Origin of the sequence: Blastococcus sp. URHD0036, from assembly GCF_000701365.1 — a bacterium.
GTDB lineage: Bacteria > Actinomycetota > Actinomycetes > Mycobacteriales > Geodermatophilaceae > Trujillonella.
The window spans coordinates 61,665-87,392 of sequence record NZ_JNIK01000003.1 but is presented as its reverse complement, the minus strand read 5'-3'; the positions used below and the strand labels follow the sequence as shown (position 1 = coordinate 87,392).

The window sequence follows — 25,728 nt, the reverse complement described above, 5'->3', positions numbered from 1 at the left end:
CGTCGAGCGCTAGGCGGGGGCCGTCACGTGGTGGCGGCCCAGCGGCAGCATCAGCGGCGCACCCGACGTCGGATCGGCGATCACCCGGCTGTCCAGCCCGAAGACCGCCCGCACGCAGTCCTCGGTCAGCACCTCGGCGGGTGTCCCGACCGCGTGCACCTTCCCGCCGGCCAGCGCGACCAGGGAGTCGGCGTAGCGCGCGGCCAGGTTGAGGTCGTGCAGCACCATCACGATCGTCGTCCCGCGGGTGCGGTTGAGGTCGGTCAGCAGGTCCAGCACCTCGACCTGGTGGGCGACGTCGAGGAACGTGGTCGGCTCGTCGAGCAGCAGCAGGTCGGTCTGCTGGGCCAGGGCCATCGCGATCCAGACGCGCTGTCGCTGCCCACCGGAGAGCTCGTCCACCGCGCGGTCGGCGAGCTCGGTCGTCTGCGTGGCCTCGAGGGCCGCGGCCACGGCGGCGTCGTCCTCCCGGCTCCACCGCGAGAAGACCCCCTGGTGCGGGTGGCGGCCGCGGCCGACCAGGTCGGCGACCGTGATCCCCTCCGGGGCGATCGGCGACTGGGGGAGCAGGCCGAGGGTGCGGGCCAGCTCCTTGGCGGGCATGCGGTGCACCGCCCGGCCGTCCAGGAGGACGGAGCCGCCCTTCGGTGCCAGCAGCCGCGACATCGACCGCAGCAGGGTCGACTTGCCGCAGGCGTTGGCCCCGACGATCGCGGTGATCCGGCCGGCCGGCACGGCGAGGTCGAGCCCCTCGATCACCGTCCGCTCGCCGTAGGCGAGCGACAGCTCCTCCGCCGTGAGCGAGTGGCGAGCGGTCACAGTGAGCCTCCGGCGCGGTTCGTGCGGATGATCAGGTAGATCAGGTACGGCGCCCCGAGCACGCCGGTGACGACGCCCACGGGGTAGCGGGTCCCGAGGGCGAACTGCCCGACGAGGTCGGCCACGAGCACGAGCAGGGCGCCGACCAGCGCGGCCGGCACGAGCAGCGAGCCGTTCGGCCCGACGATGCGGGCGGCGATGGGGCCGGCGAGGAACGAGACGAAGGCGATCGGCCCGCAGGCGGCGGTGGCGAAGGCGACCAGGCCGACGGCGCAGACGATGGCGATCAGCCGGGTGCGCTCGACCCGGACCCCCAGGGCGGCGGCGGTGTCGTCGCCGAGCTGCAGCGCCGAGAGGTTCCTCGTCTGGCCGAGCAGGACCGGCGCCAGGAGCAGGAACGCGACGAGCGCGGGGAGGACCGCCGTCCACGTGGTGCCGTTGAGGCTGCCGGTCAGCCAGCGCAGCGCCTCCTGGTAGTCCCACTGGCCGGCCTTGGTCAGCACGTAGCTGACGACGCTGTTCAGCATGGCGCCGACGCCGATCCCGATGAGGATGAGCCGGGTGCCGGCGACCCCACCCCGGTACGACAGGCCGTAGATCACGATCGCCACACCCAGCGCCGCGGCGACGGCGATCGTGCTCACCGCGGTCCCGTCCAGCGACAGGACGACGATGCCGAAGACGGCGGCCGCGCTGGCACCGGAGCTGATGCCGATGACGTCGGGGCTGGCCAGCGGGTTGCGGAGCATGGTCTGGAAGGCGACCCCGGCCAGGCCGAAGCTCAGCCCGGCGACGACGGCGAGGACCGCGCGGGGCAGCCGCAGCCGCCCGACCGTGAACGTGGCACCGGGCACGCGCTCGCCGAGGACCACCCGGACGACCTCGTCGATCGGGTAGAAGGTGCGGCCGATCATCAGCGACGCGACGAACCCCGCGACGACGAGCACGGACAGCACGGTGATCACCAGGCGCCGGCGGGACGAGCGGCGCACCCGCTCCCGGGTGACCCGGTCGACCGTGGCGGCCGGGGCGGGGACGACGGCGGTCACAGCTCGCGCACCTTCTGCCGGCGGACGACGGCGATGAAGAACGGGGCACCGACGAGGGCGGTGATGATGCCGACGTCGAGCTCGCTGGGGCGGGCGACGATCCGCCCGATCACGTCGGAGGCGACGAGCAGGCCGGCGCCGGTCAGGGCGGAGAAGGGCAGCAGCCACCGGTGGTCCACGCCGACCAGCAGCCGGCACAGGTGCGGCACGACCAGCCCGACGAACCAGATGGGGCCGGCGACCGCGGTGGCCGCGCCGCACAGCAGCACCGAGCCGAGCGCCGCGAGCCCGCGGGCCAGCGCGACCCGCTCGCCGAGGCCCGCCGCGAGCTCGTCGCCCAGCGCCAGGGAGTTGAGGCTGCGGGCCGAGAGCAGGCTGATCAGCAGGCCGGCGGCGAGGAAGGGCAGCACCGGCGTGATGTTCGCGAAGGTCGCTCCGCCGACCCCGCCCACCTGGAACGACTGCACGTTGGCCGCGATGTCCCCGCGGGGCAGGGCGATGGCGGTGATGAACGACGTCAGCGCCGCCGAGGTGGCGGCACCGGCCAGTGCCAGCTTGAGCGGTGTCGGGCCGCCGCGGCCCAGCGAGCCGACGGCGTAGACGAAGACCGCGGCGAGCGCGGCGCCGAAGATCGCGCTGAAGATGATGCTGGTCGCGCTGAAGAGCCCGAACCAGGCGAGGCCGGCGACCACGGCGAGCGAGGCGCCCATGTTGATGCCGAGCACGCCGGGGTCGGCCAGCGGGTTGCGGGTGACGCCCTGCATCACCGCGCCGGCCAGTCCCAGCGCCCCGCCGACCAGCACGGCCAGCACGGTGCGCGGGATGCGCTTGGTGACCGCCGCCTCCTCGATGGTGTCCGAGGACCCGCCGAGGGCGGCGAGGATGTCCGACCAGCCGACGCCCCGGGAGCCGATCGCCACGGAGGCGGCGCAGAGCAGGGCGAGCAGGGCCACCACGACGAGCAGCCAGAGGAACCGGACCGACCCCGGACGTCGCCGGGTGGCGGCGTCCGGGGTCGGGACGGGGTGGACCGAGGTCACGGGGTGCGGATCAGGCGGCCGGCGCGCCGGCCTTGTCGGCGGCCTCGGCCAGCATGCCCACGTAGTCCTCGAGCACCCAGGAGATCGCCAGCGGGGTCGGGTTCGCCGCCGTGCCGAGCGGGGTGTCGGGGAGCAGCACGATCGCGCCATTGGCCACCGCCGGCATCCGCGACAGCAGCGGGTCGGCCGTGAGCGCGTCGACGAGCTCCTGGTCGCCGTAGGTCACGATGATCTCGACGTCGTCGAGGGTGTCGATCTGCTCGGCGCTGATCGTGCCGGAGAACTGCTCCTCGTCGGTCGAGGCCGCCTGCACGCTCGCCGGCGTGGTCAGCCCGAGGTCGGTGAAGAAGGCGCTGCGGGTGTCGAACGGCGTGTAGTAGCTGACCTCGCTGAGGTCGGTGGTGTCGACGTGGGTCAGGAACATCGTCGAGCGGCCGGCGAGCTGCGGGTACTGGCCGACGGTGTCGGCGATCTCGGCCTCGAGGTCGGCGACGAGCTGCTCGCCCTCCTCGGCCATGCCCATGCCGGCGGCGTTGATCTCGATCATCTCGCGCCACGGGGTCGCCCACGGCGCCTCGGGGAAGGCGATGGTCGGGGCGATCTCGCTCAGCGTCTCGTAGTCCTCCTCGGTCAGCCCGGAATAGCCGGCGAGGATCACGTCGGGCTCGGTGTCGGCGACGGCCTCGAAGTCGATGCCGTCGGTCTCGTCGAACAGCACCGGCGTCTCGCCGCCCAGCTCCTCGAGGCGCTCGGTGACCCAGGGGAGCAGGCCGTCGCCGTCGTCGTCGCCGAAGTTGGCCGCGGCCATGCCGACCGGGACGACGCCGAGGGCCAGCGGCACCTCGTGGTTGGCCCACGCCACCGTGGCGACGCGCTCGGGCGTGCCCTCGATCGTCGTGGTGCCGAAGGCGTGCTCGACGGTGAAGCTCTCGCCGCTCGCGCTGTCGTCGGAGTCGTCGCCACAGGCGGAGAGACCTCCCACGAGGAGGGCGGCGGTGGTGAGGGCGGCCAGTCGCGAGGCGCGGCGCATGGTGTCCTTCCGGTCGGGGGATGCCTCGGCGGGAAACGCCAGGTGAGGCTTGCCTCACCAAACTTAGGGTGTCCTTGGTTGTTCGCGGGTCACGATCCCGTCACGGTTGAGCCGTATTCGGCTCAGCGGGCGCCGGGCCGGGCCACGGCCTCGGCGGCGAGGGCCAGGCCGGCGTCGAGCAGGTCCGCCGGAGCCGGTCGCGGGTCCGTCAGCCAGGCCGCCAGCAGACCGGCGGTGAAGGCGTCGCCGGCCCCGGTGGTGTCGACCACCTCGGCCGGCCGCGCGGGCCGGTGCAGCAGCAGGTCCCCGGCGCACCACAGCGCGCCGTCCGCGCCCAGGGTGACCGCCACGGCCGGGTGCCGGCCGGCGAGCGCCCGCGCCGCGTCGGTGACGTCCGCACAGCCGGTGAGCAGGCGGGCCTCGTCGGCGTTGGGGAGCAGCAGGGTGACGCCGGCGGTGTCGGTCAGCCAGCGGTCCACCCCGTAACCGGTGAGCGGGCCGGTCGAGGCCGGGTCGAGCGAGGTGGTGGCGCCGGCCGCGGTGGCGGCCGCCAGCGCCGCCAGCCCGGCGCGGCGGGGGCGCGGGTCGAGCAGGGTGTAGCCGGACAGGTGCAGGTGCTCTCCGGACGCCGTCCCGGGCACGTCCTCTGGGCGGAGGTCGAGGTTGGCCCCGCGGTCGGCGAGCATGCTGCGCTGCCCGCCGGGCTCCACGAGGCTCACGATCGTGCCCGTGGCTGCCGCCGGGATCACCCGGACGGCGAGGTCGACCCCCGCCGCGGTGAGCTCCCCGAGCAGGGCCGAGCCGGCGGCGTCGGCGCCGATGCACCCGGCGAAGGTGACGGGGACGCCCAGTCGCCCGAGGTGGACGGCGACGTTGGCCCCCGCTCCGCCGCCCCGGACACGGATGCTCGCCGGGCGGTCGGAGCCGGGCGCCGGCTCCCCGGAGAGGACGGCGACGACGTCCGTGGCGGCGTCGCCGACCACGACGACCGGCGGGCGCACGGGGACCGCGCTCAGCCCGGGAGGGCGGCCAGCGCCGCGGCGATCCGGCCGGCCAGCTCGGCGTTGCGCAGTACCAACCTCACGTTGACGTCAAGGGTCGCGCCGCCGCTGGCCCGGTGCAGGTGGTCGAGGACGAACGGGGTGACGTTCTTGCCCCGGACGCCCGCGGCGTCCGCGGCGGCGAGCGCCTCGGCGATCACGCGGTCGTGCAGCACCGGGTCGAGCTGCTCGTCGACCGGCAGCGGGTTGGCCACCACCACCGCGCCGGGGGCCAGCGCGCGGCGGGCGGCCAGCACGGCGGCGGCCTGCTCCGGGCCGTCGACCGACCAGTCCAGCGGCGACCCGGAGTCGGCCACGTAGAAGCCGGGGAAGGTGCGAGTCCGGTAGCCGAGCACGGTCACCGACAGGCTCTCCAGCCGCTCGAGGGTGGCCGGCACGTCGAGGATCGACTTCACCCCGGCGCAGACGACCGCGATCGACGTCCGCGACAGCGCGGTGAGGTCGGCGGACTCGTCGAAGGTGTCGATCGACTGCCGGTGCACCCCGCCGAGGCCCCCGGTGGCGAACAGCCCGATGCCGGCCCGCTCCGCCAGCAGTGCGGTGCTGGAGACGGTGGTCGCGCCGGAGAGCCCGAGCGCGGCGGCCACCGGCAGGTCGCGGACGCCGAGCTTGGCCAGGTCCGGATCGGCGCAGACGCGGTCGACCTGCTCGGCGGTGAGCCCGACGTGGGGGACGCCGTCCAGCACCGCGATCGTGGCCGGGACCGCACCGCCGGCCCGTACGGCCGCCTCCACCTCGTCGGCCGCGGCGCGGTTGTCCGGCCGGGGGAGACCGTGCGCCAGCAGGGTGCTCTCGAGGGCGACGACGGGCGCGCCGGAGGCGAGCGCCTCGGCCACCTCGGAGGACAGCTGCACGGGAGGGGAGGGAAGTGGTGCGGTCACCCTGTCATCATGGACGCCGGAGTCCGTGGGCCGGACGAGCCCCGTCCCCGAGCCCCGTCCGCGAGCAAGGGAGCAGCACGTGAGCAGCAGCGACGTCCTCGAGAAGCCCGACGTCCGCGAGGGCGACACCGGCAGCGCCAACGAGGTCTTCCACTACGTGCGCAAGAACAAGATCGCCGAGAGCGCGGTCATGGGCACGATGGTCGAAGCGCTCTGCGGCGAGGTCTTCCCGGTGACGAAGAGCCCCAAGCCCGGCAGCCCGGTCTGCCCGGCCTGCAAGGAGATCTACCAGCAGCTCAAGAAGGACTGAGCCGCTACATCTCGTCCAGGCGGCGGGCCCGTTCGAGCTTCTCCGCCCGGGTACGACCTCGGTCCTGAGTCCAGGAGCAGTGGCCCTCCGCCGGCCATCTCGCCGTGGCGAACGGCCGAGCCAGGGACAACGTCGAGTACAGGGACCGTTGGACGCGTCCGGCCCGTTCGGGCACCGGTTCTGGGCCGCCCGGGTACGACGTCGGTCCTGAGTCGACGAGCAGTGGCCCTCCGCCGGCCATCTCGCCGTGGCGAACGGCCGAGCCAGGGACAACGTCGAGTTCAGGGACCGTTGGACGCGTCCGGCCCGTTCGGGCACCGGTTCTGGGCCGCCGGGGTACGACTCTCCGCCTGACCGCCGGGTGGTGCCCCCTACATCTCGTCGAGGCGGCGGGCCCGTTCGAGCTTCTCCGCCCGCCGCTGCTGTCGGCGCCGCTCGTGCCGGCGCAGCGGGGCCGGCCAGCGGGCCTGCACCGTGGCGTTGAGCTCGGCGCCCAGCAGGATCGACATGCCGAAGAAGAAGCAGAACAGCAGCACCGCGATCGGGGTGGCGAGCGCCCCGTAGGGCAGGGCCGCCACCAGGATGTCGGCGATGTAGACCCGCAGGACCGTGGCAGCCACGAAGAAGAACGCGAGCGCGAAGAGCGTGCCGGGCAGGTGCCGCCGCCAGGGCAGCCGGCGGGGCAGGATCACGTGGTAGAAGCTCGTGAGCCCCACGATCGCCCCGATCAGCACGATCGGCCCGTAGACGGCGTTCACCAGGACCCTCGCCGTGTCCCGCCAGTCCGGCGTGAACAGGTCCACCAGCAGGCCCGGGCCGAGCACGAGCAGCGGCAGGGTGAGCACCGCCAGGAACAGGCCCACGATGAACAGCCACAGCGCCATCAGCCGGGTGGCGATCGGACCGCGCACGTCGCGCTGGCCGTAGGCGATCACGATCGTGTTCATGAACGTCGCGGTCGCCGAGGACCCCGCCCACAGCGTGAGCAGGAAGCCCAGGCTCACCACGTCCAGCCGGCCGGACCCGAGGATGTCGGCGAGCGTGGGCCGGACCAGGGAGTCCACGACGTCGGGGGTCAGCACGTTGGCCGAGGCGTCGACCAGCTGGTCCTCGATGCGGGTGACGGAGTCCCCGCCGATCCAGTCCCCGAGGTAGCCCAGCGATCCGAGCAGGGCGATCAGGAGCGGGGGGATCGAGAGCACCTGCCAGAAGGCGGCCTCGGCGGAGAGCCCGAGGATCCGGTCCTGCCACGCCTTGGCGACCGTCCGGCCGAGCACCTGCACCGGCACCCGGACCGGTGCCAGCCACCAGCCCCGGCCGCGGGTGCGCCCGGTTCCTGACGCGGTGCTGCCCCCGGACGGTTCCCCCGGGGGCGGGGGGTCGAGGGAGTCGCCGGCGCGGGCCGGGGAGCCCCCGGGCAGCACGGCGCTCACCGCCCCAGTGTGCACGCCGGGGCGGTGAGCAGCCCGGACGACGACGCCTCAGGCCGCGCGGCGCCTCGCCGGCCGGCGCCCGGCCGGGCCTGTCGCCGGACCGGGAGCGGGCGTGGCCGGAGGTGCTTCGGGAGCGGCGGGGGCCGGCACGCAGGTGATCACGGCCTCGGCGGCGTAGGAGGTGCGGAACGTCTCCCGGCGGATCTCCGCGCCGCTCTGCAGGTCGCGGAAGATCCGCGTCACGGTGACGTCGAAGCCGCGGACGCCGGACTGGGCGATGCAGCTGCCGTCGTCCGGCCGCTCCAGCACCGCGGGCTCCCGGTAGTTGGTCCGCTCACCCTCGACGGCCTCGATCTCGTACCGCTTCGTCCCGAAGAAGGTCACGGTCAGCGAGCCACCGCCACCGGCGCGCGGCGCCCAGGCCGTGTCGACGTAGACGGCGGTGTCGGAGTCGTTGCGCCACTGCAGGTCGATCTGACCCTCGTAGACGGTCGCCTCCCGGCCGGCCGGATAGCGGCTGATGTAGAAGCTGTGCGGCTTGTGGTAGACGTCCTCGAGCCCGGCGAAGAAGACCGCGTTGAACATCGTGGTGGCGAACTGGCTGATGCCGCCGCCGACCGCGGTGGACAGCCGGCCGCCGCTGATGACGTTGGCGGGGACGTAGCCCTGGGCCGTGCCCCGCGGGCCGGTGAAGGTGTTGAGGCTGAAGGTCTCGCCCGGCATCACCAGGGCGCCGTCGACCTCCTCGGCGACGACCCGGATGTTCGTGCCGCTGGCGGCACTGGTCGTCGTGGTCGTGAAGCTGCTGATCTCCTCGCGGACGCCCAGTCCCTGGGCCTCCTCGGTGGTCAGCTCGGCGGGCACCGGGCCCAGCTGGGCGGTGATGGCACGGGGGGCGGCCGAGGGCAGCACGTCGACCAGCTGGGTGGCGAGCGCGGCCGGGTCGATGCCGGTGCCGTCGACGGACGGGACCACCTGCACCGCGCCCCCGGCCAGCTCGAAGCGGGCGTCCTGCGCGGGCGTGCCGAAGGCGGCGAAGTCGTCGCCCATCGCCTCGGCGAGGAGCGCCGGGTCGATGCTCACGGCCAGCTGCCCGTCGTCCTGCGGGGCGAAAGCGAGCGACGCGGCGATGGCCTCGACCGAGATCTCGACCGTGGTGCCGCCGTCGGAGCTGGTGACGGTGACCGGGGCGGCGAGGCCCGGGGTGACGACCTCGTCGAGGACCCGTTGGGCCTCGTCGGCGTCCACCCGGGGGGCTGCCTCCTCGACCGGCAGCTCGATCGGCTGCTCCGGGTCGCCGCCGGAGGCCAGCGCGGCGGTGACCGCCTCGGCGGCGGCCTCGCGGTCCAGCTCCCGGCCCACCGCGGGCTCGACGACGGTGGCGGAGGTGCCGTCGATCGCGACGGTCGCGTCCACCGGCGAGCGGTCGACCTCGGCGGCGATCGCGTCGATCTGCGCGGCCAGGGCGGTCTCGTCGCCGGAGATGACCGGCTCGACCTCGCGGTCGGTGAAGAAGCTGGCCACCCGCGTCCACGGGGCCAGCGGCTGCCCGGAGGCGGCGTCCACCGTCGCGTCGACGTCGAGGGTGATGCCGGCGGCGGCGGGCGAGAGGGGAGCGGTCACGTCGGCGGCCACCACGGTGTGGTCGGCGGCCACGCGGGGCGCGAGCTCGCGCTCGAGGGTCGACGCGGCCTCGGCGGGGGAGAGCCCGCCGACGTCGACCCCGGCGACGACCGTGTTGCGGGGGACGTCGTCCCCGGCCACGAGCAGGTCCACGCCGTAGGCGCTGGCCAGCACGACGACCGCGGCCACCGGGGTGAGGACCGCGGGTCGCCGCCACCACGGACGGCGGGGCGTGCCGGGGAACGGATCGTCGGGGCCACCGTCGCCGGGACCGTCGTCGCCGGGGCCCCGGGGGCCGTCGTCGCCCGGTCCAGCGTCGCCGGGACCGCCGGAGGCCGGCACGTCGGAACCGGGCACGTCGGAGCCGGGCACCGGGGCGGGCCCGACGGGCCCGAGCGCCGCCGTCTCGTCCAGCGCCGGCGTCGCGGTGTCCCGGCCGGCCGTGCCGGTCGTCGGGTGCGCAGAGGGGGGCGCCGGGTCAGCCGCCACCGGGACGGTGGCCGTCGCCGGGGGCGGAGGCAGCTGGCCCGGCGCCTGCCCGGGGGCGAAGCGGATGTCGGCCGTCTGGTCCCAGTCGTGCGCGGCCGGGGCTCCGCCGGCGGGCGACGCGGGGGCGTCGCCGGCGACCGGGGCCTGGTCGGCCGAGAGGGGCCCGCGGTCGCGGGGGACCGGGCGGGTGTCGTCGGAGAGCGGCTCGGGAGCCGGCTCGACCGGGGGGCCGGCGACGGGCTCGGGCGCCGGCACGACGTCGTCGGAGGTGGGCTCGGCCGACGGGAGTTCCGGGGCCTCGGGGACGTCGTCCCCGGGCCGGGCGGTCTCGTCGGTGGTCACGGGGTGCTGCGGCGGCATGGGGTGTTCCTCGGGTGGCCGTCGACCGGGGCTACCCGGGAACGACGGAGCCGCCGGGCCCTCGTCCACGTCACGCGAACGGGGGACACCGGCGGCGGCGTCGGGTGAGGGCTTCATCGCTGTGCGCGACGATAGCGCCTCGTTCAGTCGGGGCGGTGCTACTCGCCGTCGGTCTCGATGATGTCGGCGGCGATGTCACGCAGCTTGCCCTCGTACTCACGGGCGTGGTGCCCGCAGAAGACGAGGTCGCTGCCACTGGGAAGGACGACCCGAACCTTGGCCAGCGCACCGCAACGGTCGCAGTGGAAGGGGACGACGAGGTCGTCGGCGGGGATCGTCGTCGTCAGCGTCTGGGTCATCTGGCTCATCACTCGCTCTCTGCCGCACGGACCCGCGATTGCGGATCGGCCTCCTGCACAGCGCCAGGATGGTTCCCCGTGTTCCCCGGTCCGGCGGGTCGGACGGACGACCCGCCGTGAGACGGGACACCCGCGACCGGTGGTGCCGGTGGGGTCCAGCAGGGACTCATGTCTGGACGGTGCTGGTCTGTGGTCGGTCGGTCTGGGGAGTTCCGTGCGCCGGCCTGGATCCGGCTGGTGGGTCCGCTGCTGTCTGAACGTCGCCAACGCTACGCCGGATACCCGACAGGTGTGGTCGTACACGGCCGGTCCGGCACCAGAGGGTGAGATCGTGACCTCGTCGCAACAGAGGCCCCGGCGGGCAACACGCGGAACACCCGTCCGTCACCGGGACGACGACGGCCCCGTCCCTCCGGAGAGGAACGGGGCCGGCGCGGTGACGTGCTGAGTGGCCGCCTCGCAGGGGCCCGGCCCGAGCGGAGCGAGGGTCGGGGGGCGAGGTGGTCCTTCGTCAGTCCAGGTAGTCGCGGAGCACCTGGGAGCGGCTCGGGTGGCGCAGCTTCGACATCGTCTTCGACTCGATCTGGCGGATCCGCTCACGGGTCACGCCGTAGACCTGACCGATCTCGTCGAGCGTGCGCGGCTGGCCGTCGGTGAGGCCGAACCGCAGCCGGACGACGCCGGCCTCCCGCTCCGACAGCGTCTGCAGCACGCTGGTCAGCTGGTCCTGCATGAGCGTGAAGCTGACCGCGTCGACGGCCACGACCGCCTCGGAGTCCTCGATGAAGTCACCGAGCTGGCTGTCGCCCTCGTCGCCGATGGTCTGGTCGAGGCTGATGGGCTCCCGGGCGTACTGCTGGATCTCCAGCACCTTGTCCGGGGTGATGTCCATCTCCTTGGCCAGCTCCTCAGGCGTCGGCTCGCGGCCGAGATCCTGGAGCAGCTCGCGCTGTATGCGGCCGAGCTTGTTGATGACCTCGACCATGTGCACCGGGATGCGGATGGTGCGCGCCTGGTCGGCCATCGCGCGGGTGATGGCCTGGCGGATCCACCACGTCGCGTAGGTCGAGAACTTGTAGCCCTTGGTGTAGTCGAACTTCTCGACCGCACGGATCAGACCGAGGTTGCCCTCCTGGATGAGGTCCAGGAACGCCATGCCGCGGCCGGTGTAGCGCTTGGCCAGGGAGACCACGAGGCGGAGGTTGGCCTCCAGCAGGTGGTTCTTGGCGCGCTCGCCGTCGCGGACGATCCAGTTGAGGTCACGGCGCAGCTGGGGGGAGAGCTTCTGCCCCTCCTCCTCGACCTGGCGCAGCCGCTCGGAGGCGTAGAGCCCGGCCTCGATCCGCTTGGCGAGGTCGACCTCCTCCTCGGCGTTGAGCAGGGCGACCTTGCCGATCTGCTTGAGATAGGCGCGGACCGAGTCCGCCGAGGCGGTCATCTCGGCGTCCTTGCGGGCCTGCCGCAGGGCCTCCGACTCCTCCTCGTCGTCCCACTCGAAGTCACCACCCTCGGCGGGGGTCTCCTCGGCGGGCTCGGCGACGGCGACGCCGTCGGGGCCGGCGACCACGGTCTCGTCGAGCTTGAGACCCTCACCGGCCTCGACCACGGCGACCGCGGTGTCCCCGGTCGCCACGGCGGTCAGGACGGCACCGCCCTCACCACCGCCGGGCGACGGCGCGATGCTGGGCTTGGTGCGGCTCTTGGTGCCGGGCTTCGCCGGGGCCTTCTTGCGGGCCGGGGGGGCGGCCTTGCCGGCGGCCGTCCTCGAGCGAGTCACGGCGCTCGTGGCGGCGGTGTCCGGTGCGGGCGTTTCGGCGGGCACTCAGGGTTCCTTCCCGTTCTGGGTCCCGTTCCCCGGGGAACCGATCGGTCCCCGGGTAGCGGCCTCGACCGCGTCGGTGTGCACGAGATGGGACCCCGGACCCTGCGCGGCGTTTGACCGGCGCGCGGCTGGGGGAAGCCTCTCGGCTGCTAGCGACGGGGGCGGGGCTCCTCCATTGTAACGACGGTTTCGCGCGGTTCCACCGGCTTCGTCGTGACGGCCTCGCCCGGACGGGGTGCGCGGCCCCCCGGAGTCAGTTGTGGATGCCCTCCGCGGCGGCGAGCGCGGCGCCGACGATCCCGGCGTCGTTGAGGAGCTGGGCGGGGACGACGGGGGTGCGCGTCGACAGCAGCGGGACCCACTTGTCGGCCTTCTTGCTCACCCCGCCGCCGACGATGATGAGGTCGGGCCAGACGCCGGCCTCGAGCACGTCGAGGTAGCGGTCCACGCGGCGGGCCCACTCGTGGTAGCTCAGCTCCTCGCGCTCCCGGGCCGACGCGGAGGCGCGCTTCTCGCCGTCCTCGCCGTCGACCTGGATGTGGCCGAACTCCGTGTTCGGCACGAGGACGCCGTCGGTGAAGAGGGCGCTGCCGATCCCCGTGCCGAAGGTGAGCATCAGCACCACGCCCTCGCGCCCGCGCCCGGCGCCGTAGTGCATCTCGGCGATGCCGGCGGCGTCGGCGTCGTTGAGCGTCGTCACCGTGCCGGGGATCCGCTCCTCGACGCCGACGGCCAGGTTGGTGCCCAGCCAGCTGTGGTCGACGTTGGCGGCGGTGTGCGCCACGCCCTTCTTGAGGACGCCGGGGAAGGTGACCCCGACCCGCTCGGTCCAGTCGAAGCCGGCGACGATCTCGGCCACCACGTCGCAGACCGCGTCCGGATGGGCCGGCTGAGGCGTGGGGATGCGGAGCCGCTCGCCCACGAGTTCGCCCCGCTCGAGGTCGACCACACACCCCTTGATGCCGCTGCCGCCGATGTCCACCCCGAAGCCCTGCACGCCGTCACCGTAGTGACCCGTGTCCGGGACCGCGGCAGGTGCGGGGAGGATCGGGCCGTGACCCATCCGAACGAGTTGCTCGAGCTGGCCGTCGCCACCGCGGACGAGGCCGCCGCGCTGATCGCCCGCGAGCGGACGGGTGCGGGCGCCGACGTGGACACGAAGTCCAGTCCCACCGACGTCGTCACCGCCGTCGACCGGGCGGCCGAGGAGCTGATCACCCGGCGGCTGCTCGCCGCCCGCCCCGACGACGGGCTGCTCGGGGAGGAGGGCGCCGACCGGGCCGGGACCTCGGGCGTGCGCTGGGTCGTGGACCCCGTCGACGGGACCGTCAACCTGCTCTACGGCCTGCCGGCGTTCTCCGTGTCGATCGCGGCGGAGGTGCACGGGCAGGTGGTGGCCGGGGTCGTGCACAACGTCCTGACCGGCGAGCGGTACACGGCGACGGCCGGCGGCGGTTCCTTCGAGAGCTCGCCGGCGCAGCCGGAGCCGGTGCGGTTGCGCGGCAGCAGCCCCGTGTCGCTGGAGCAGACCCTCGTCCTCACCGGCTTCGGCTACCGGGTCGAGCAGCGGCGGGTGCAGGGTGCGGTGGTCGCCGAGCTGCTGCCGGTCGTCCGGGACATCCGCCGGCACGGCTCCTCGGCGCTGGACCTCTGCACGGTGGCGGCCGGCCGGGTCGACGCCTACTACGAGTCCGGGCTGAAGCCGTGGGACCACGCCGCCGGCGCGCTCGTGGCCGCCGAGGCGGGGCTGGTGGTCACCGGGCTGCCCGGCCGTGCGTTCGCCGATCCGCTGGCGATCGCGGTGGCGCCGTCGGTGGCCGGTCCGTTCGTCGAGCTGCTGGACCGGCTGCACTGGAGCTAGGAGACGGGGACGTCGCACTCCGCGGCGGCGCTGGAGGCCGGGGCGAGGACGGCGGCGACCTCCTCGGGGCTCGGCACGCCGGGGAAGTCGGGCCCGATCACGAAGTCGACGCGGTCGTCGGCGCGGGTGTCGGGCCAGTCGCCGGCGCCCGGCATGTACACCGTCATGTAGGACGCGGCGTCGGAGCCGCGGGGGCCGTGGCGGATCTCGCCGACGCCGGTGACCTCACGTTCGGTGGGGTCGTTCGCGACCTCCTCCACCACGAAGCCGCGGGCCCGCAGCTCGTCGCCGACCTGCTGCGCGAGGCCGGCGGTGTCGGTGGCGTTGAACACCCGCAGGCGCACCGTGGTCGGGTCCAGCTGCGGCGGCGCGGTCGAGGCGACCGCGCAGGCGGCCTCCTCGCGGTCCTCGTCGGCGGCGGCGTCGCCGAAGACCTTCCACCAGACGCCGAGCGCGGCGATGGCCAGCACCAGCAGGAAGATCAGCGGGGGGAGGGGGCGGCGACCGCTGCGGCGGGGGCGCGGCCCGACCGTCGGACGGTCCGTGGTCGTGCTCACCGTTGCTCCAGGCCCACGGCCGGGGAGTCTAGGGCCGCGCGCCGGCGCTAGATCGCACCGTCGTCCAGCGCGGCGCGTCCGCGGTCGACGCAGCCGTCGATCCGCTCGGCGTAGCCGCTGGTGTCCTTGCCGGCCATGGCCCCGGCCTTCGAGCGGGCCACGATGCCGGCGACGATCGCGGCGAACTTGAAGTAGGCGAACCCGACGTACCAGGAGAGCTCGCCCAGGTCCATGCCGCTGCGCTGCGCGTACCGCTCGGCGATCTCCTGCCGGGTCGGGAACCCGGGCAGCGCGGTGACCGCGCTCTGCACCGCCGGCGGGTCCTCACCGGCCTCCGGCCAGTAGACGAACAGCATCCCGATGTCGGTCAGCGGGTCGCCGAGGGTGGACATCTCCCAGTCCAGGACGGCGCGGATGCGCCCCGGCGTTCCCGGGTCGAGCAGGCAGTTGTCCAGCCGGTAGTCGCCGTGCACGATCCCGGACCGCTGGGTGGCCGGCACCGTCTCGGCCAGGCGGGCGGCCAGGGCGTCCATGGCGGGCCGGTCGCGGTCGCGGGTGGCGTCCCACTGCTTGCTCCACCGGCGCACCTGGCGGGCGGCGAAGCCCTCGGGGCGGCCGAAGTCGGCCAACCCCACGGCCGCGGGGTCCACGGCGTGCAGGTCGGCCAGGACGTCGACCAGCCCGTCGCCGATCGCCCGCCGCTGGGCCGGCTTGTCGGCGTAGCCCGGGGGGAGCGCGTCGACCACGTGCACGCCGTCGACCTTCTCCATCACGTAGAAGGGCGCGCCCAGGACGGCGGTGTCGGTGCACAGGTGCAGCGTCCGCGGCACGGGGACGGCGGTCCCGCCGAGGGCGGAGATGACGCGGTGCTCGCGCTCCATGTCGTGCGCGGTGGCCAGCACGGCGCCGGTCGGCGGGCGGCGCAGGATCACCGCGTCGTCGGCGGTGCCGCCCTGCGGCGTCACCACGTACGTGAGGTTGGACATGCCGGCCGCGATGAGCTCGACGCTCACCTGCCGCCAGCGCTGGTCGCCCAGCGCGGTGGCGAGGTAGGGCCCGACGACGACCGGATCAGCACCCACGGGAGTCGACACCGCCGCAGGGTAACCTCTGGCGCTCCGTGGCCCTCCGGCTCGATCCGGCGCGAATGCGTCGGTCGGCGGCAGCCGGGCACAAACCGGGGCTGCACGGCGTTGGGGGGCCTGCCGGTCCTCCGCCGCCGCGTACTGCGCCGGTGACGGGTGGCCCGGTGAACGACCTCCAGCGGCAGGCGCGCACGCGCCGGCCGCCGGGACCGACCATCCGGTCGCCACGAGCGGCCGGCCAGGACGGTGGTGCCCCGGTGCCGCCGTCGACCAGCCGGGCCACCAGCCCGACGCACCCCGGAGGAGGGGCACACACTCCATGGCCACCGATTACGACGCCCCGCGCCGCAACGAGGCGGACGAGCTCGGCGAGGACTCGCTCGAGGAGCTCAAGGCACGGCGCGCCGAGGCCCAGTCCTCGTCCGTCGACGTGGACGAGACCGACTTCAACGAGAACCTCGAGCTGCCCGGCGCCGACCTGAGCGGCGAGGAGCTGACCGTCCGCGTGCTGCCCAAGCAGGAGGACGAGTTCACCTGCTCGCGCTGCTTCCTGGTGCAGCACCGGACCCGGCTCGCGTCGACCAGGGGCGACCAGCTGCTCTGCCGCGACTGCGCCTGAGGTTCCCCGCACGCCGCGGGAGGGGGAGGCGACCGTGACCGGGTCCCACCGCACCGGGCCGCCGCGCGAGGTGCCGCCACCACGACCGGTCGGCCGCCCTGCGGCCGCCGACGTGGAGAGCGGGGCACCGCGCGCGGCCCGGCTCCTCGCCGACGCCGTGACCGGTCTCCTCGGCCACCCGTCGCGCCCGGGGGCGTCGGACGGCGGCGCGCCGGGGACGGCGGGCACCCTCCGGGACGTCCTCGCCGCCGTCGCGTCGGCGGTGACCCCCGGACGGGGCGGCTCCGGCGATCCCGGTGCGCCCGGCGACGCCCCGCGGGCACCCGGCGCGGTCCTCGGGGACCTGCTGGCCGCCGCGGTGCCGAGGCTGCCGATCCGCGACGCCGCCCGGTTGCGGGCGGCCCACCACGGGGCGTCGGACGAGGAGATCGCCGACGCCCTGGTGCTGCGCGCCGGCCGGCTCACCGCCGCCGTCGGCGGAGCCACCGGTGGGCTGTCGGCCGCGCACTGGTTCGCGCCCCCGTCGATGGTGGCGCTGCCGCTGGAGCTCGCTGCCGAGACGGTGCTGACGGCCGCGGTCGAGATCGTCCTGCTCGGCGAGCTCCACGAGCTGCACGGCCGCGGCCCGGCCGGCGACGCACGGGAGCGCGCGGCGGCCTACCTGGCCAGCTGGTCGGCGCAGCGCGCCGCCGACCGCACCGGCCCCACGGGCGTGGGCGTGGTCCTGGGCGTCGCCGGATTCCGCGCGCTGAGCCGCCGGCTCGGTCGCCGCATGGTCCGCGGCGCCCCCGCCGCGGCCCCCTTCCTCCTCGGCGCCGCGCTGGGCAGCCGGGGCAACCGCAGGGCCACCGAGACGCTCGCCCGCCGGGTCCGCGACGACCTGCGCCGCCCCTCCTAGGATCGGCACCGTGCTCACGCCCCCGGTCCCGCCCGGTCCCGCCGAGGTGGAGGTGCCGGTGCGGCTCACCGATCCGGCCCTGGCGCCCCGCTACGCCCTCCCCGGCGACGCCGGCGCCGACCTCACCCTGGCCGAGGACGTCGAACTGGCCCCGCTCCAGCGCGCGCTGGTCGGCACCGGGGTGGCCGTGGCCATCCCGGAGGGGTACGCCGGGTTCGTGCACCCGCGCTCGGGCCTGGCCCACCGGCTCGGCCTGAGCCTGGTGAACGCGCCGGGGACGATCGACGCCGGCTACCGGGGGGAGATCAAGGTGAACCTGGTCAACCTGGACCCGACGACGGCGCTGACCCTGCGCCGCGGCGACCGGGTCGCGCAGCTGGTCGTGCAGCCGGTGGTCCGCGCCCGGTTCGTGCCCGTGGCGGAGCTGCCCGGCAGCGACCGCGGCGCCGGCGGGCACGGCTCGACCGGCGTGGGCTCCACCGACGAGGGCGCGGGGGCCTGACATGCCGTTCGGACGCCGCCGCAACCGCATCGACCGCAGCCTGCGCGAGCGCGGGGTGCCTCCGGAGCCGCAGATCCGCGCGCGGGAGGTCGAGGAGACCGCCGGCCCCTACGACGAGGCCGACGCGCCCGACGACGGCCGCGCCCGCATCGACCTGGGCGCGCTCCGGCTGCCCGCGGTCGGCGGGATGGAGCTGCGGGTGGACGTGAACCAGCAGCAGAAGGTCGTCGGCGCGACGATGCGCTACGGCGAGTCGCTGCTGCAGGTCTCGGCGTTCGCCGCGCCCCGGGCGACCGGCATCTGGGACGACGTCCGCGCCGACCTGGCGGTCAGCGCCTCCGGCCAGGGTGGCTCGCTCACCGAGGTGGAGGGCCCCTTCGGGCCCGAGCTCGCCGGGCACGTGCGGGTCTCCCCGCCGGCCCAGCCGGGACAGCCGGCGCCGGCCCCGGTCCGGCGGGCCACCCGCTTCCTCGGGGTCGACGGGCCCCGCTGGTTCCTGCGCGGCATGATCAGCGGCCCGGCGGCGGAGAGTGCCGAGGCGGCCGCTCCGCTGGAGGAGGTCTTCCGCGGCATCGTCGTCGTCCGGGGGACCGAGCCCATGCCGGTGCGCGAGCAGCTGCCGCTCACCCTGCCGCCCCAGGCGGCGGCCCAGGTGGCCGCCCAGCAGGCCGCACGCCAGCAGGGCGGCGCGGCGGCCCCGCCCCCGCCCGCGTGACCCCGGGAGTGGCCTACGGGCCGCACCCGGACCAGTTCCTCGAGCTCACCCTCCCCGCGGGGGAGGACCGGGCTCCGGTCGTCGTCGTGCTGCACGGCGGGTTCTGGCGGGCCGCGTACGGCATCGACCTGGCCCGTCCGCTGGCCGCCGACCTCGCGGCCGCCGGGTTCGCCGCGGTCGCCGTGGAGTACCGCCGGGTGGGTGCCGGCGGTGGCTGGCCGGCGACGGTCGAGGACGTCGCCGCCGCGCTGGACGCCCTGCCGGGGCTGGACGAGGTCGCCCGGCTCGACCTGGACGACGTCACGGTGGTGGGCCACTCGGCGGGCGGTCACCTGGCGGCCTGGGCCGCCGGACGGGCGCTGCTGCCCGCGGGGGCACCCGGCGCGGGTCCGCGCGTGCGGGTGGCGGCCGCGGTGCTGCAGGCCGGCGTGCTCGACCTGGCGCGCGCCGACGAGCAGGGGCTCGGCCGGGGAGCCGTGCGGGAGTTCCTCGGCGGCCCGCCCGCCCCGGACGTCCTCGCGCTGGCCTCACCGGTCGCCCTCCTGCCCACCGGCGCGGCGGTCCTCTGCGTGCACGGCACCGGCGACGACGTCGTCCCGCCGGAGCAGAGCGAGCGCTACGCGCAGGCCGCCGGGCGCGCCGGCGACGCCGTGGAGGTCCGCCTCGTGCCCGGCGACCACATGGCGATGATCGACCCGGCGGGGCCGGCCTGGGCGCTGGTCCGGGAGTGGCTGCGGACACGACGCGGCCGCCGCGGTGCCGGGACTACGCTGGAACCGTGACAGAGACCCGGCCGGCAGGCTGGCTGACCCGGAAGCTCCAGCGGCTGACGGTCGACGACCAGACCCGTGATGCCGAGCAGTTGCGCGACGAGGCGGCCTTCGCCGGCTGCGAGGCCGTCAGCGCCTGCCAGAAGGGCAAGGTCGTCACCGTGACCGGGCGGCTGAAGTCGGTCGTCTACACGCCGCGGGAGACCGTGCCCACCCTCGAGGCCGAGCTGTTCGACGGCTCGGGCTCGGTCACGCTGGTCTGGCTCGGCCGCCGGCGGATCCCCGGCATCGAGCCGGGCCGCACCCTCACCGCCCGCGGCCGGTTCGGTTCCTTCGAGGGCCGCGAGGTCATCTACAACCCCTGGTACGAGCTGGGCCTCGGGTGACGGCTGCGGCCGGCGGCGACCGCCCTGCCGAGGGCGCGACGGGGGAGGAGCGGCCCGGTCCCGACGCGGACGACGCCGGACGGGCACCGGTCTTCGACCGGCACGTCGTCCTCGACCAGCTGGGCGGCTGGCGCGGGATGCTCGACGCGAGCCTGCCGACGGTGGCGTTCATCGTCGCCAACTCCCTCGCCGGGCTGCGGGTCGGGATCTGGAGCGCCCTCGGTGCCGCGCTCCTCGTCTTCCTGCTGCGCCTGGTCCGGCGGGAGAGCGTCCAGCAGGCCTTCAGCGGCCTGTTCGCCGTCGGGATCGCGGTGGCCATCGCCGCCTACTCCGGGCAGGCCCGCGACTTCTACGTCATCGGGATCATCCGCAACGCGGCCATCGGCGTGGTCCTGCTCGGGTCGGTGGTGGTCCGCTGGCCGCTGGTCGGGGTGATCGCCGAGTTCCTCGCCCCCAGCCACCTGGGGGCCATGGCCACGCACGAGGCGCACCCGCCGGGCCTGCGCGGCCGGCTGCACCGCGCCTCGGCGGTGCTGCGCCCCGCCGAGCGGGACCCGGAGACCGGCACGCGCGCGGTCGACCCCGAGGCCGAGTGCCACTGGCGCGACGACCCGCGGCTGGTGCGCGCCTACGGCTGGCTGACCGTGTTCTGGGCCGTCGTCTTCCTCATCCGCGCCGCGGTCACCGGGCCGCTGTACTTCTCCAGCGAGGACGGGAACGCCACGGCGCTCGGCGTCGTCTCGCTGGTGCTGGGCATCCCGGTGACCGTCGTCGAGCTGGCGATCACCCTCTGGGCGGTCTCCCGCCTGCACCGGCACCGGTCGGGCGGGCAGCCCGCCGCCTGACGTCCCTCTCAGACGGGACGGGCGGCGGAGAGGACCTCCTGCAGCTGCTCCTCGACGTCGGAGTGGGCGATGAACAGCAGCTCGTCACCGGCCTCGAGCGGCTCGTCCGGGCTGGGGGTGATCACCCGCTCCCCGCGCAGGATCGCCGTCAGCACGGTCTCCCGCGGCAGCGGCACCTCGCGCAGCGGCCGGCCCACCCACGGGGTGTCCTCGGCGAGGGTGATCTCCACCAGGTTGGCCGCGCCTTTGCGGAAGGTCATCAGCCGGACGACGTCGCCGACGGTGACGGCCTCCTCGACCAGGGCCGCGAGCACGCGCGGGGTGGAGACGGCGACGTCGACGCCCCAGGACTCGGTGTAGAGCCACTCGTTGCGCGGGTCCTTGACGCGGGCCACCACGCGGTTGACGGCGAACTCCGTCTTGGCCAGCAGCGAGATGACGAGGTTGGCCTTGTCGTCGCCGGTGGCCGCGACCACGACGTCGCAGGTGGCCAGCTGGGCCTCCTCCAAGGAGGTCACCTCGCAGGCGTCGGCCTGCACCCATTCGGCGCCCGGCACGGCCCGGGTGCGGACCTTGCGGGGGTCCTTCTCGATGAGCATCACGCTGTGCCCGTTGCTGAGCAGCTCCCCGGCGATCGAGCGGCCGACGGCGCCCGCGCCCACGATGGCGACCCTCATGAGCCGTGTCCTCCCTCGGGCCCGCGCTCGACGACCTCGTGCACCCGGGCGGTGATGGCGTCGGTCGCGGCCAGGACCAGCTGGTCGCCGTCCTGGAGGACTGTGGTGAACGTCGCCAGCTGCGCCTCGCCGAAACGCACCAGCCACGCCGCCCGCGCGCCGGTCGCCTTCTCCAGCTCGACGAGCTTGCGGCCCACCCACACGTCGGTCACGGTCACCCGCAGCATCAGCACCTGCCCGGTGGGCTCGCGCCACAGCTCGTTGACCTTGACCGAGAGCAGCTCGCGCAGCAGGCGGTTCACCGTCCACGGGACGGTGGCCACGCTGGGGATGCCCATCCGCTCGTAGACCTCGGCCCGCTTCGAGTCGTAGATGCGGGCCACGACGTGCTGGACGCCGAAGGTCTCGCGGGCCACGCGGGCGCTGATGATGTTCGAGTTGTCGCCGCTGCTCACGGCGGCGAAGGCCCCGGCGGAGTCGATGCCGGCGTCCAGCAGGGTCTGCCGGTCGAAGCCGAGCCCGGTCACCTGGCGGCCGGCGAACTCCGGACCCAGCCGGCGGAAGGCCTCCGGGTCCTGGTCGATCACCGCCACGCTGTGGCCGACCTCCTCGAGCCGCCGCGCGATGGCCGAGCCGACGCGGCCGCAGCCCATGACGACCACGTGCACGTGTCGCTCCTCGATCGGGGGTCCTGCGGGCGCACGACCGGCGCCCGCACCGGCGCGAAGCTACACCCGCCCGCCGGCGCAGGGGGCCGCCGGCGGGGGAGTCCCTCTCGCGGGCGGTGTCGCGGCCGGGCGCGCGGCGAACGGGCCGTGCGTCCGTACCATCGCCGCCGTGCCCAGCCTGTCCGACCTCGGGCAACTCCCGAAACGCCTCGTCCTCGGCCGTCCGGTCCGCAGCGACCGTGCGGGTGAGTCGCTGCTCCCCAAGCGCCTCGCGCTGCCGATCTTCGCCAGCGACGCGCTCTCCTCCGTGGCCTACGCCACGCAGGAGATCCTGATCATCCTGACGCTGGGCGGGACGGCCTACCTGTACCTGGCGCCGTGGCTGGCCGCCGGCGTCGTCGTGCTGCTGGTCGTGGTCGTGCTCTCGTACCGGCAGGTGGTGCGGGCCTATCCGTCGGGCGGAGGCGACTACGAGGTCGCCATGAAGAACCACGGCCGGTTCGCCGCCCTCGTCGTCGCCAGCGCCCTGCTCGTCGACTACGTGCTGACGGTCGCCGTGTCGGTCTCCTCGGGCACGGACAACATCATCTCGGCCTTCCCGGCGCTCAACGAGCACCGCGTGCTGATCGCGGTCACCCTGGTCGCGCTGCTGGCCGCGGCCAACCTCCGCGGCCTGCGCGAGTCCGGGAAGACGTTCGCCGTCCCGACCTACCTGTTCGCCGCCGGCATCCTGGTGATGATCACCACCGGCCTGCTGCGAGCGGTCTTCGGATCGGCGCCGGTCGCGGAGACCGCGGCGTACAGCATCACGCCCGAGGCCGGGTACACCGACCTCGGTGGCCTCGCACTCCTGTTCTTCGCCCTGCGCGCCTTCGCCTCGGGTACCACGGCCCTGACCGGCATCGAGGCCGTCGCCAACGGCGTGCCGGCGTTCAAGCCGCCGAAGAGCAAGAACGCGGCCACCACGCTGGCCCTGATGGGCGGCCTGGCCTGCACGATGTTCGCCGGGGTGACCGCGCTGGCGCTCATCTCCGACGTCCGCTACACGGAGAACGCCTGCGACCTGCAGGGCTTCGCCGACTGCGAGACCGAGCCGCAGCGGACCGTCATCGCCCAGCTGGCAGCGGCCATCTTCGGCGGCGACGGCTCGTTCGGCTTCTTCTACATCCAGGCCGCGACGGCGCTCGTCCTCATCCTCGCCGCCAACACCGCCTTCAACGGCTTCCCGCTGCTGGGGTCGGTGCTCGCCCAGGACCGCTTCCTGCCACGGCAGCTGCACACCCGCGGCGACAAGCTGGTCTACAGCAACGGCATCCTGCTGCTCGCCGGCTTCGCCGCCCTCCTGATCATCGCGTTCGAGGCCGACGTCACCCGGTTGATCCAGCTCTACATCATCGGGGTGTTCACCAGCTTCAGCATCGGCCAGTGGGGCATGGTGCGGCACTGGAACCGGGAACTGCGCACCGAGACCGATCCCGCCGTCCGGCGGCGCAGCCGCAGGTCGCAGATCATCAACACCGTCGGCGGCTCGCTCACCACCGTCGTCCTGGTGATCATCGTGCTGACGAAGTTCACCCACGGCGCCTACCTCGTGCTCGTGGCGATGCCGATCCTGTTCGTCCTGATGCGGGCGATCAACCGGCACTACTCGCACGTGTCCGAGCAGCTGGTGCCCGACACCGACTCCCGGATGCTGCCGAGCAAGGTGCACGCGATCGTGCTCGTCTCGAAGGTGCACAAGCCGACGCTGCGGGCGCTGGCCTTCGCGCGGGCCACCCGGCCCGACGCGCTGACGGCGCTGACGGTCAACGTGGACGACGCCGATCTCCGCGGGCTGCAGGCGGACTGGGAGCGCTACGACATCCCGGTGCCTCTGACCGTGCTCGAGTCCCCCTACCGGGAGATCACCCGGCCGGTCGTCGACTACGTGAAGGCGATCCGCCGCACCAGCCCGCGCGAGCTGGTCGTGGTGTTCGTGCCGCAGTACGTGGTCGGGCACTGGTGGGAGAACGTCCTGCACAACCAGAGCGCCCTGCGACTGCGTGCCCGGCTGCAGTTCCAGCCCGGCGTCATGATCACCACCGTGCCGTGGCAGCTGGAGAGCTCCGTCGGACGGGACGACGAGGACGGCCGCCGGAACGGGCCCGCTCCGGGCGACCTCCGCCGGGGCATCACCGACGACGTCGATCCCACGCCGTATGGCTGACCGGGGCCTCGGTTGGGGAGGCCGGCGCTTCGAGGTCGAGGTCGGCCCCGTGGCGCACGGCGGGCACTGCGTGGCCCGGCACGAGGGCCGCGTCGTCTTCGTGCGGCACGCGCTGCCGGGGGAGCGGGTCGTCGTCGAGGTCACCGAGGACCGCCAGCCCGGCTACTGCCGCGCCGACGCCGTCGAGGTGCTGACCGCGTCCGTGCACCGGGTGGAGCGGCCCTGCCCGTACAGCGGCCCCGGCCGGTGCGGCGGCTGCGACTGGCAGCACGTGGCGCCCGCCGAGCAGCACCGGCTCAAGGCCGCCGTCGTCCGCGAGCAGCTGAGCCGGCTGGCCGGGCTCGCCGGGGACCCCGTCGTCGAGGGCCTGGTCGTCGAGGAGCTGCCCGGCGGGCCGCTGCGCTGGCGCTCGCGGGCCCGCTTCGCCGTCGACCGCTCCGGGACGCCGGGGCTGCGCCGGCACCGGTCGCACGACGTCGTGCCGCTCGCGGACTGCCCGATCACCCTGGAGCCGGCCGCGGCCGTGGTGCTGGGCCGCCGCTGGCCCGGCGCCGGCGCGGTGGACGTCGCCATCGACTCCGCCGGAGCGGTGACCACCACCCGGCTGGACCGGCGCGGGGTGCCGACGACCTCGCGGGTGCTGCGACCCGGCGGGGACCTGCCCGAGGAGCCGGTCGCGCGGGCCGCCCGGACGGCGGGGGGCCGCGACTGGGAGGTCGAGGGCACCGGCTTCTGGCAGGTGCACCCGGCCGCCGCCGACGCGCTCGTCGCCGCGGTCACCGGCCTCGCCCGGGTCGAGCCGGGGGACACCGTCCTGGACCTCTACGCCGGCGCCGGCCTGTTCGGCGGCGCGCTCGCCCCGGCCGCGGGCGCGGAGGGGCGCGTCGTCTGCGTGGAGGCCGACGCCGGCGCCTGCGCGGCCGCCGAGGCCAACCTGGCCGGCCTGCCGCAGGCCGAGGTCTGGCAGGGCGAGGTCGACGCCGAGGGGCTCGAGGAGCTGCTGGCGGAGCTCGGGGAGGCGCCGTCGGTGGTCGTCCTCGACCCGCCCCGGGCCGGCGCCGGGCCCGCGGTGAGCCGGGTGCTGGCCGGCTCCGGCGCGCGGGCCGTCGTCTACGTCGCCTGCGATCCCGCGGCGCTCGCCCGCGACGTCGCCGCCTTCGGGACGGCGGGGTGGCGGCTCGCCGAGCTGCGCGGGTTCGACGCCTTCCCGATGACCGCCCACGTCGAGTGCGTGGCGCTGCTGGTGCCCGCCGCCCCGTCGTCGATCATGGAGGCGTGATGGGACGGGCGCGGACGGGGCCGGCTGCCGCGGTCGTCCTCCTCGGCGGGTTCCTACTGGCGGGGTGCGCGCACGTCTCCGACGCCGACGCGCAGACATGCGACTACCTGTTCAGCAAGCAGGACAGCTCCCTCGACGACGACGTCCCGGCCCTCGAGGAGATCGTCGACCGGCTCGGGCCGGTGGCGGAGGGGGGCACCCTGTCGACCGACCTGCGGCCGTACGTGGAGAAGGTCGTGTCCGACGCGGAACGCCTCGTCGACGGGGGCAAGGCGCGGTACCTGGACCTGCACGTGCTCGACGCCCTGTCCATCTGCATGGACCAGGGCTGGTAGCCGCCTCCCGGGCGGGGGCCGTCCGGCCGGGAGGGCGTCCCGCTACGGT

Annotated in this window: 27 protein-coding genes; 12 read left to right on the top strand and 15 right to left on the bottom strand. The window is 74.8% G+C overall.

Translation table 11 applies throughout. The features are described from left to right. Positions 1-9: 9 nt before the first annotated feature. From N555_RS0102965 to N555_RS0102940, 6 genes are all read right to left on the bottom strand, one after another. A complete protein-coding gene (locus tag N555_RS0102965; RefSeq protein ID WP_029430011.1) occupies positions 10-819 on the bottom strand; it encodes an ABC transporter ATP-binding protein in 810 nt (269 codons plus the stop codon). Continuing rightward, complete coding sequence (locus N555_RS0102960; RefSeq protein ID WP_029430010.1) at positions 816-1,868, bottom strand: FecCD family ABC transporter permease; 1,053 nt, start codon at positions 1,866-1,868, stop codon at positions 816-818. Before N555_RS0102960 ends, N555_RS0102965 begins: the two co-directional genes overlap by 4 nt. Continuing rightward, positions 1,865-2,908, bottom strand: coding sequence for a FecCD family ABC transporter permease (locus N555_RS0102955; RefSeq protein ID WP_029430009.1), 1,044 nt, complete (start codon positions 2,906-2,908; stop codon positions 1,865-1,867). Before N555_RS0102955 ends, N555_RS0102960 begins: the two co-directional genes overlap by 4 nt. 10 nt (positions 2,909-2,918) lie before the next feature. Further along, on the bottom strand, positions 2,919-3,938 hold the full coding sequence (locus tag N555_RS0102950; protein ID WP_029430008.1) for an iron-siderophore ABC transporter substrate-binding protein: 1,020 nt from the start codon (positions 3,936-3,938) through the stop codon (positions 2,919-2,921). 122 nt (positions 3,939-4,060) lie between these two features. Then, positions 4,061-4,939, bottom strand: a complete 879-nt coding sequence (locus N555_RS0102945; RefSeq protein ID WP_029430007.1) for a carbohydrate kinase family protein — start codon at positions 4,937-4,939, stop codon at positions 4,061-4,063. 11 nt (positions 4,940-4,950) lie between these two features. After that, on the bottom strand, positions 4,951-5,853 hold the full coding sequence (locus N555_RS0102940; RefSeq protein WP_231502575.1) for a pseudouridine-5'-phosphate glycosidase: 903 nt from the start codon (positions 5,851-5,853) through the stop codon (positions 4,951-4,953). A 106-nt stretch (positions 5,854-5,959) separates the two neighbouring features. Between N555_RS0102940 and N555_RS0102935 the strand changes: the two genes are divergently transcribed. After that, positions 5,960-6,190, top strand: coding sequence for a DUF3039 domain-containing protein (locus N555_RS0102935; protein WP_029430005.1), 231 nt, complete (start codon positions 5,960-5,962; stop codon positions 6,188-6,190). 371 nt (positions 6,191-6,561) lie between these two features. On the opposite strand, the gene N555_RS0102930 is transcribed toward N555_RS0102935, so the two are convergent. The 5 genes from N555_RS0102930 to ppgK all read right to left on the bottom strand — a co-directional run bounded on the left by N555_RS0102930 (position 6,562) and on the right by ppgK (position 13,273). Beyond that, a complete protein-coding gene (locus N555_RS0102930) occupies positions 6,562-7,623 on the bottom strand; it encodes a YihY/virulence factor BrkB family protein (RefSeq protein WP_029430004.1) in 1,062 nt (353 codons plus the stop codon). Between the two features lie 48 nt (positions 7,624-7,671). Beyond that, positions 7,672-10,095: a VanW family protein gene (locus N555_RS25540; RefSeq protein ID WP_081865942.1), complete on the bottom strand. Its 2,424-nt coding sequence runs from the start codon at positions 10,093-10,095 to the stop codon at positions 7,672-7,674. A gap of 158 nt (positions 10,096-10,253) precedes the next feature. After that, a complete protein-coding gene (locus N555_RS0102920; RefSeq protein WP_034508576.1) occupies positions 10,254-10,454 on the bottom strand; it encodes a DUF7455 domain-containing protein in 201 nt (66 codons plus the stop codon). 511 nt (positions 10,455-10,965) lie between these two features. Next, the gene (locus N555_RS0102915; protein WP_029430001.1) at positions 10,966-12,276 is read right to left on the bottom strand and encodes an RNA polymerase sigma factor; all 1,311 of its coding nucleotides are present in this window, start codon (positions 12,274-12,276) and stop codon (positions 10,966-10,968) included. Positions 12,277-12,529: 253 nt separating this feature from the next. Further along, positions 12,530-13,273, bottom strand: coding sequence for a polyphosphate--glucose phosphotransferase (gene ppgK / locus N555_RS0102910; RefSeq protein WP_029430000.1), 744 nt, complete (start codon positions 13,271-13,273; stop codon positions 12,530-12,532). A gap of 57 nt (positions 13,274-13,330) precedes the next feature. On the opposite strand from ppgK, the gene N555_RS0102905 reads away from it, so the two are divergent. Beyond that, on the top strand, positions 13,331-14,137 hold the full coding sequence (locus N555_RS0102905) for an inositol monophosphatase family protein (RefSeq protein ID WP_029429999.1): 807 nt from the start codon (positions 13,331-13,333) through the stop codon (positions 14,135-14,137). Here N555_RS0102905 and N555_RS0102900 read toward each other — a convergent pair. After that, positions 14,134-14,694 (bottom strand): LytR C-terminal domain-containing protein, encoded by a 561-nt coding sequence (locus N555_RS0102900; protein ID WP_034508551.1) that lies wholly within the window; start codon positions 14,692-14,694, stop codon positions 14,134-14,136. The two genes, N555_RS0102905 and N555_RS0102900, sit on opposite strands and share 4 nt — an antisense overlap. Positions 14,695-14,741: 47 nt before the next feature. Continuing rightward, positions 14,742-15,788, bottom strand: coding sequence for a phosphotransferase family protein (locus N555_RS0102895; RefSeq protein ID WP_029429997.1), 1,047 nt, complete (start codon positions 15,786-15,788; stop codon positions 14,742-14,744). Positions 15,789-16,098: 310 nt separating this feature from the next. Between N555_RS0102895 and N555_RS0102890 the strand changes: the two genes are divergently transcribed. From N555_RS0102890 to N555_RS0102860, 7 genes are read left to right on the top strand one after another with little or no spacing between them, the layout of a single operon-like run. Further along, complete coding sequence (locus N555_RS0102890; RefSeq protein ID WP_029429996.1) at positions 16,099-16,398, top strand: DUF4193 domain-containing protein; 300 nt, start codon at positions 16,099-16,101, stop codon at positions 16,396-16,398. Between the two features lie 34 nt (positions 16,399-16,432). Further along, positions 16,433-17,296, top strand: coding sequence for a hypothetical protein (locus N555_RS0102885; RefSeq protein WP_029429995.1), 864 nt, complete (start codon positions 16,433-16,435; stop codon positions 17,294-17,296). A gap of 10 nt (positions 17,297-17,306) precedes the next feature. Continuing rightward, complete coding sequence (dut, locus tag N555_RS0102880; protein ID WP_029429994.1) at positions 17,307-17,798, top strand: dUTP diphosphatase; 492 nt, start codon at positions 17,307-17,309, stop codon at positions 17,796-17,798. A gap of 1 nt (position 17,799) precedes the next feature. Further along, positions 17,800-18,513 carry a DUF3710 domain-containing protein gene (locus N555_RS0102875; protein ID WP_029429993.1) on the top strand — a complete coding sequence of 238 codons (714 nt, stop codon included), beginning with the start codon at positions 17,800-17,802 and terminating at the stop codon, positions 18,511-18,513. Next, on the top strand, positions 18,510-19,295 hold the full coding sequence (locus N555_RS0102870; RefSeq protein WP_029429992.1) for an alpha/beta hydrolase family protein: 786 nt from the start codon (positions 18,510-18,512) through the stop codon (positions 19,293-19,295). The genes N555_RS0102875 and N555_RS0102870 overlap by 4 nt, the downstream gene beginning before the upstream one ends. Further along, positions 19,292-19,669, top strand: a complete 378-nt coding sequence (locus N555_RS0102865) for an OB-fold nucleic acid binding domain-containing protein (RefSeq protein ID WP_029429991.1) — start codon at positions 19,292-19,294, stop codon at positions 19,667-19,669. Before N555_RS0102870 ends, N555_RS0102865 begins: the two co-directional genes overlap by 4 nt. Continuing rightward, a complete protein-coding gene (locus N555_RS0102860) occupies positions 19,666-20,514 on the top strand; it encodes a DUF3159 domain-containing protein (RefSeq protein ID WP_029429990.1) in 849 nt (282 codons plus the stop codon). The genes N555_RS0102865 and N555_RS0102860 overlap by 4 nt, the downstream gene beginning before the upstream one ends. Positions 20,515-20,522: 8 nt before the next feature. Here N555_RS0102860 and N555_RS0102855 read toward each other — a convergent pair whose 3' ends face one another. Continuing rightward, the gene (locus N555_RS0102855; RefSeq protein ID WP_029429989.1) at positions 20,523-21,191 is read right to left on the bottom strand and encodes a potassium channel family protein; all 669 of its coding nucleotides are present in this window, start codon (positions 21,189-21,191) and stop codon (positions 20,523-20,525) included. After that, positions 21,188-21,859 carry a potassium channel family protein gene (locus N555_RS0102850; protein WP_029429988.1) on the bottom strand — a complete coding sequence of 224 codons (672 nt, stop codon included), beginning with the start codon at positions 21,857-21,859 and terminating at the stop codon, positions 21,188-21,190. The genes N555_RS0102855 and N555_RS0102850 overlap by 4 nt, the downstream gene beginning before the upstream one ends. A 169-nt stretch (positions 21,860-22,028) precedes the next feature. Here N555_RS0102850 and N555_RS0102845 point away from each other — a divergent pair, with 169 nt between their 5' ends. The 3 genes from N555_RS0102845 to N555_RS0102835 are packed head-to-tail and all read left to right on the top strand — an operon-like array spanning position 22,029 to position 25,679. After that, a complete protein-coding gene (locus N555_RS0102845; RefSeq protein WP_029429987.1) occupies positions 22,029-24,065 on the top strand; it encodes an APC family permease in 2,037 nt (678 codons plus the stop codon). Continuing rightward, a complete protein-coding gene (locus tag N555_RS0102840) occupies positions 24,058-25,344 on the top strand; it encodes a class I SAM-dependent RNA methyltransferase (protein WP_029429986.1) in 1,287 nt (428 codons plus the stop codon). The genes N555_RS0102845 and N555_RS0102840 overlap by 8 nt, the downstream gene beginning before the upstream one ends. Continuing rightward, positions 25,344-25,679, top strand: coding sequence for a hypothetical protein (locus tag N555_RS0102835; RefSeq protein ID WP_029429985.1), 336 nt, complete (start codon positions 25,344-25,346; stop codon positions 25,677-25,679). Before N555_RS0102840 ends, N555_RS0102835 begins: the two co-directional genes overlap by 1 nt. Positions 25,680-25,728 lie beyond the last annotated feature (49 nt).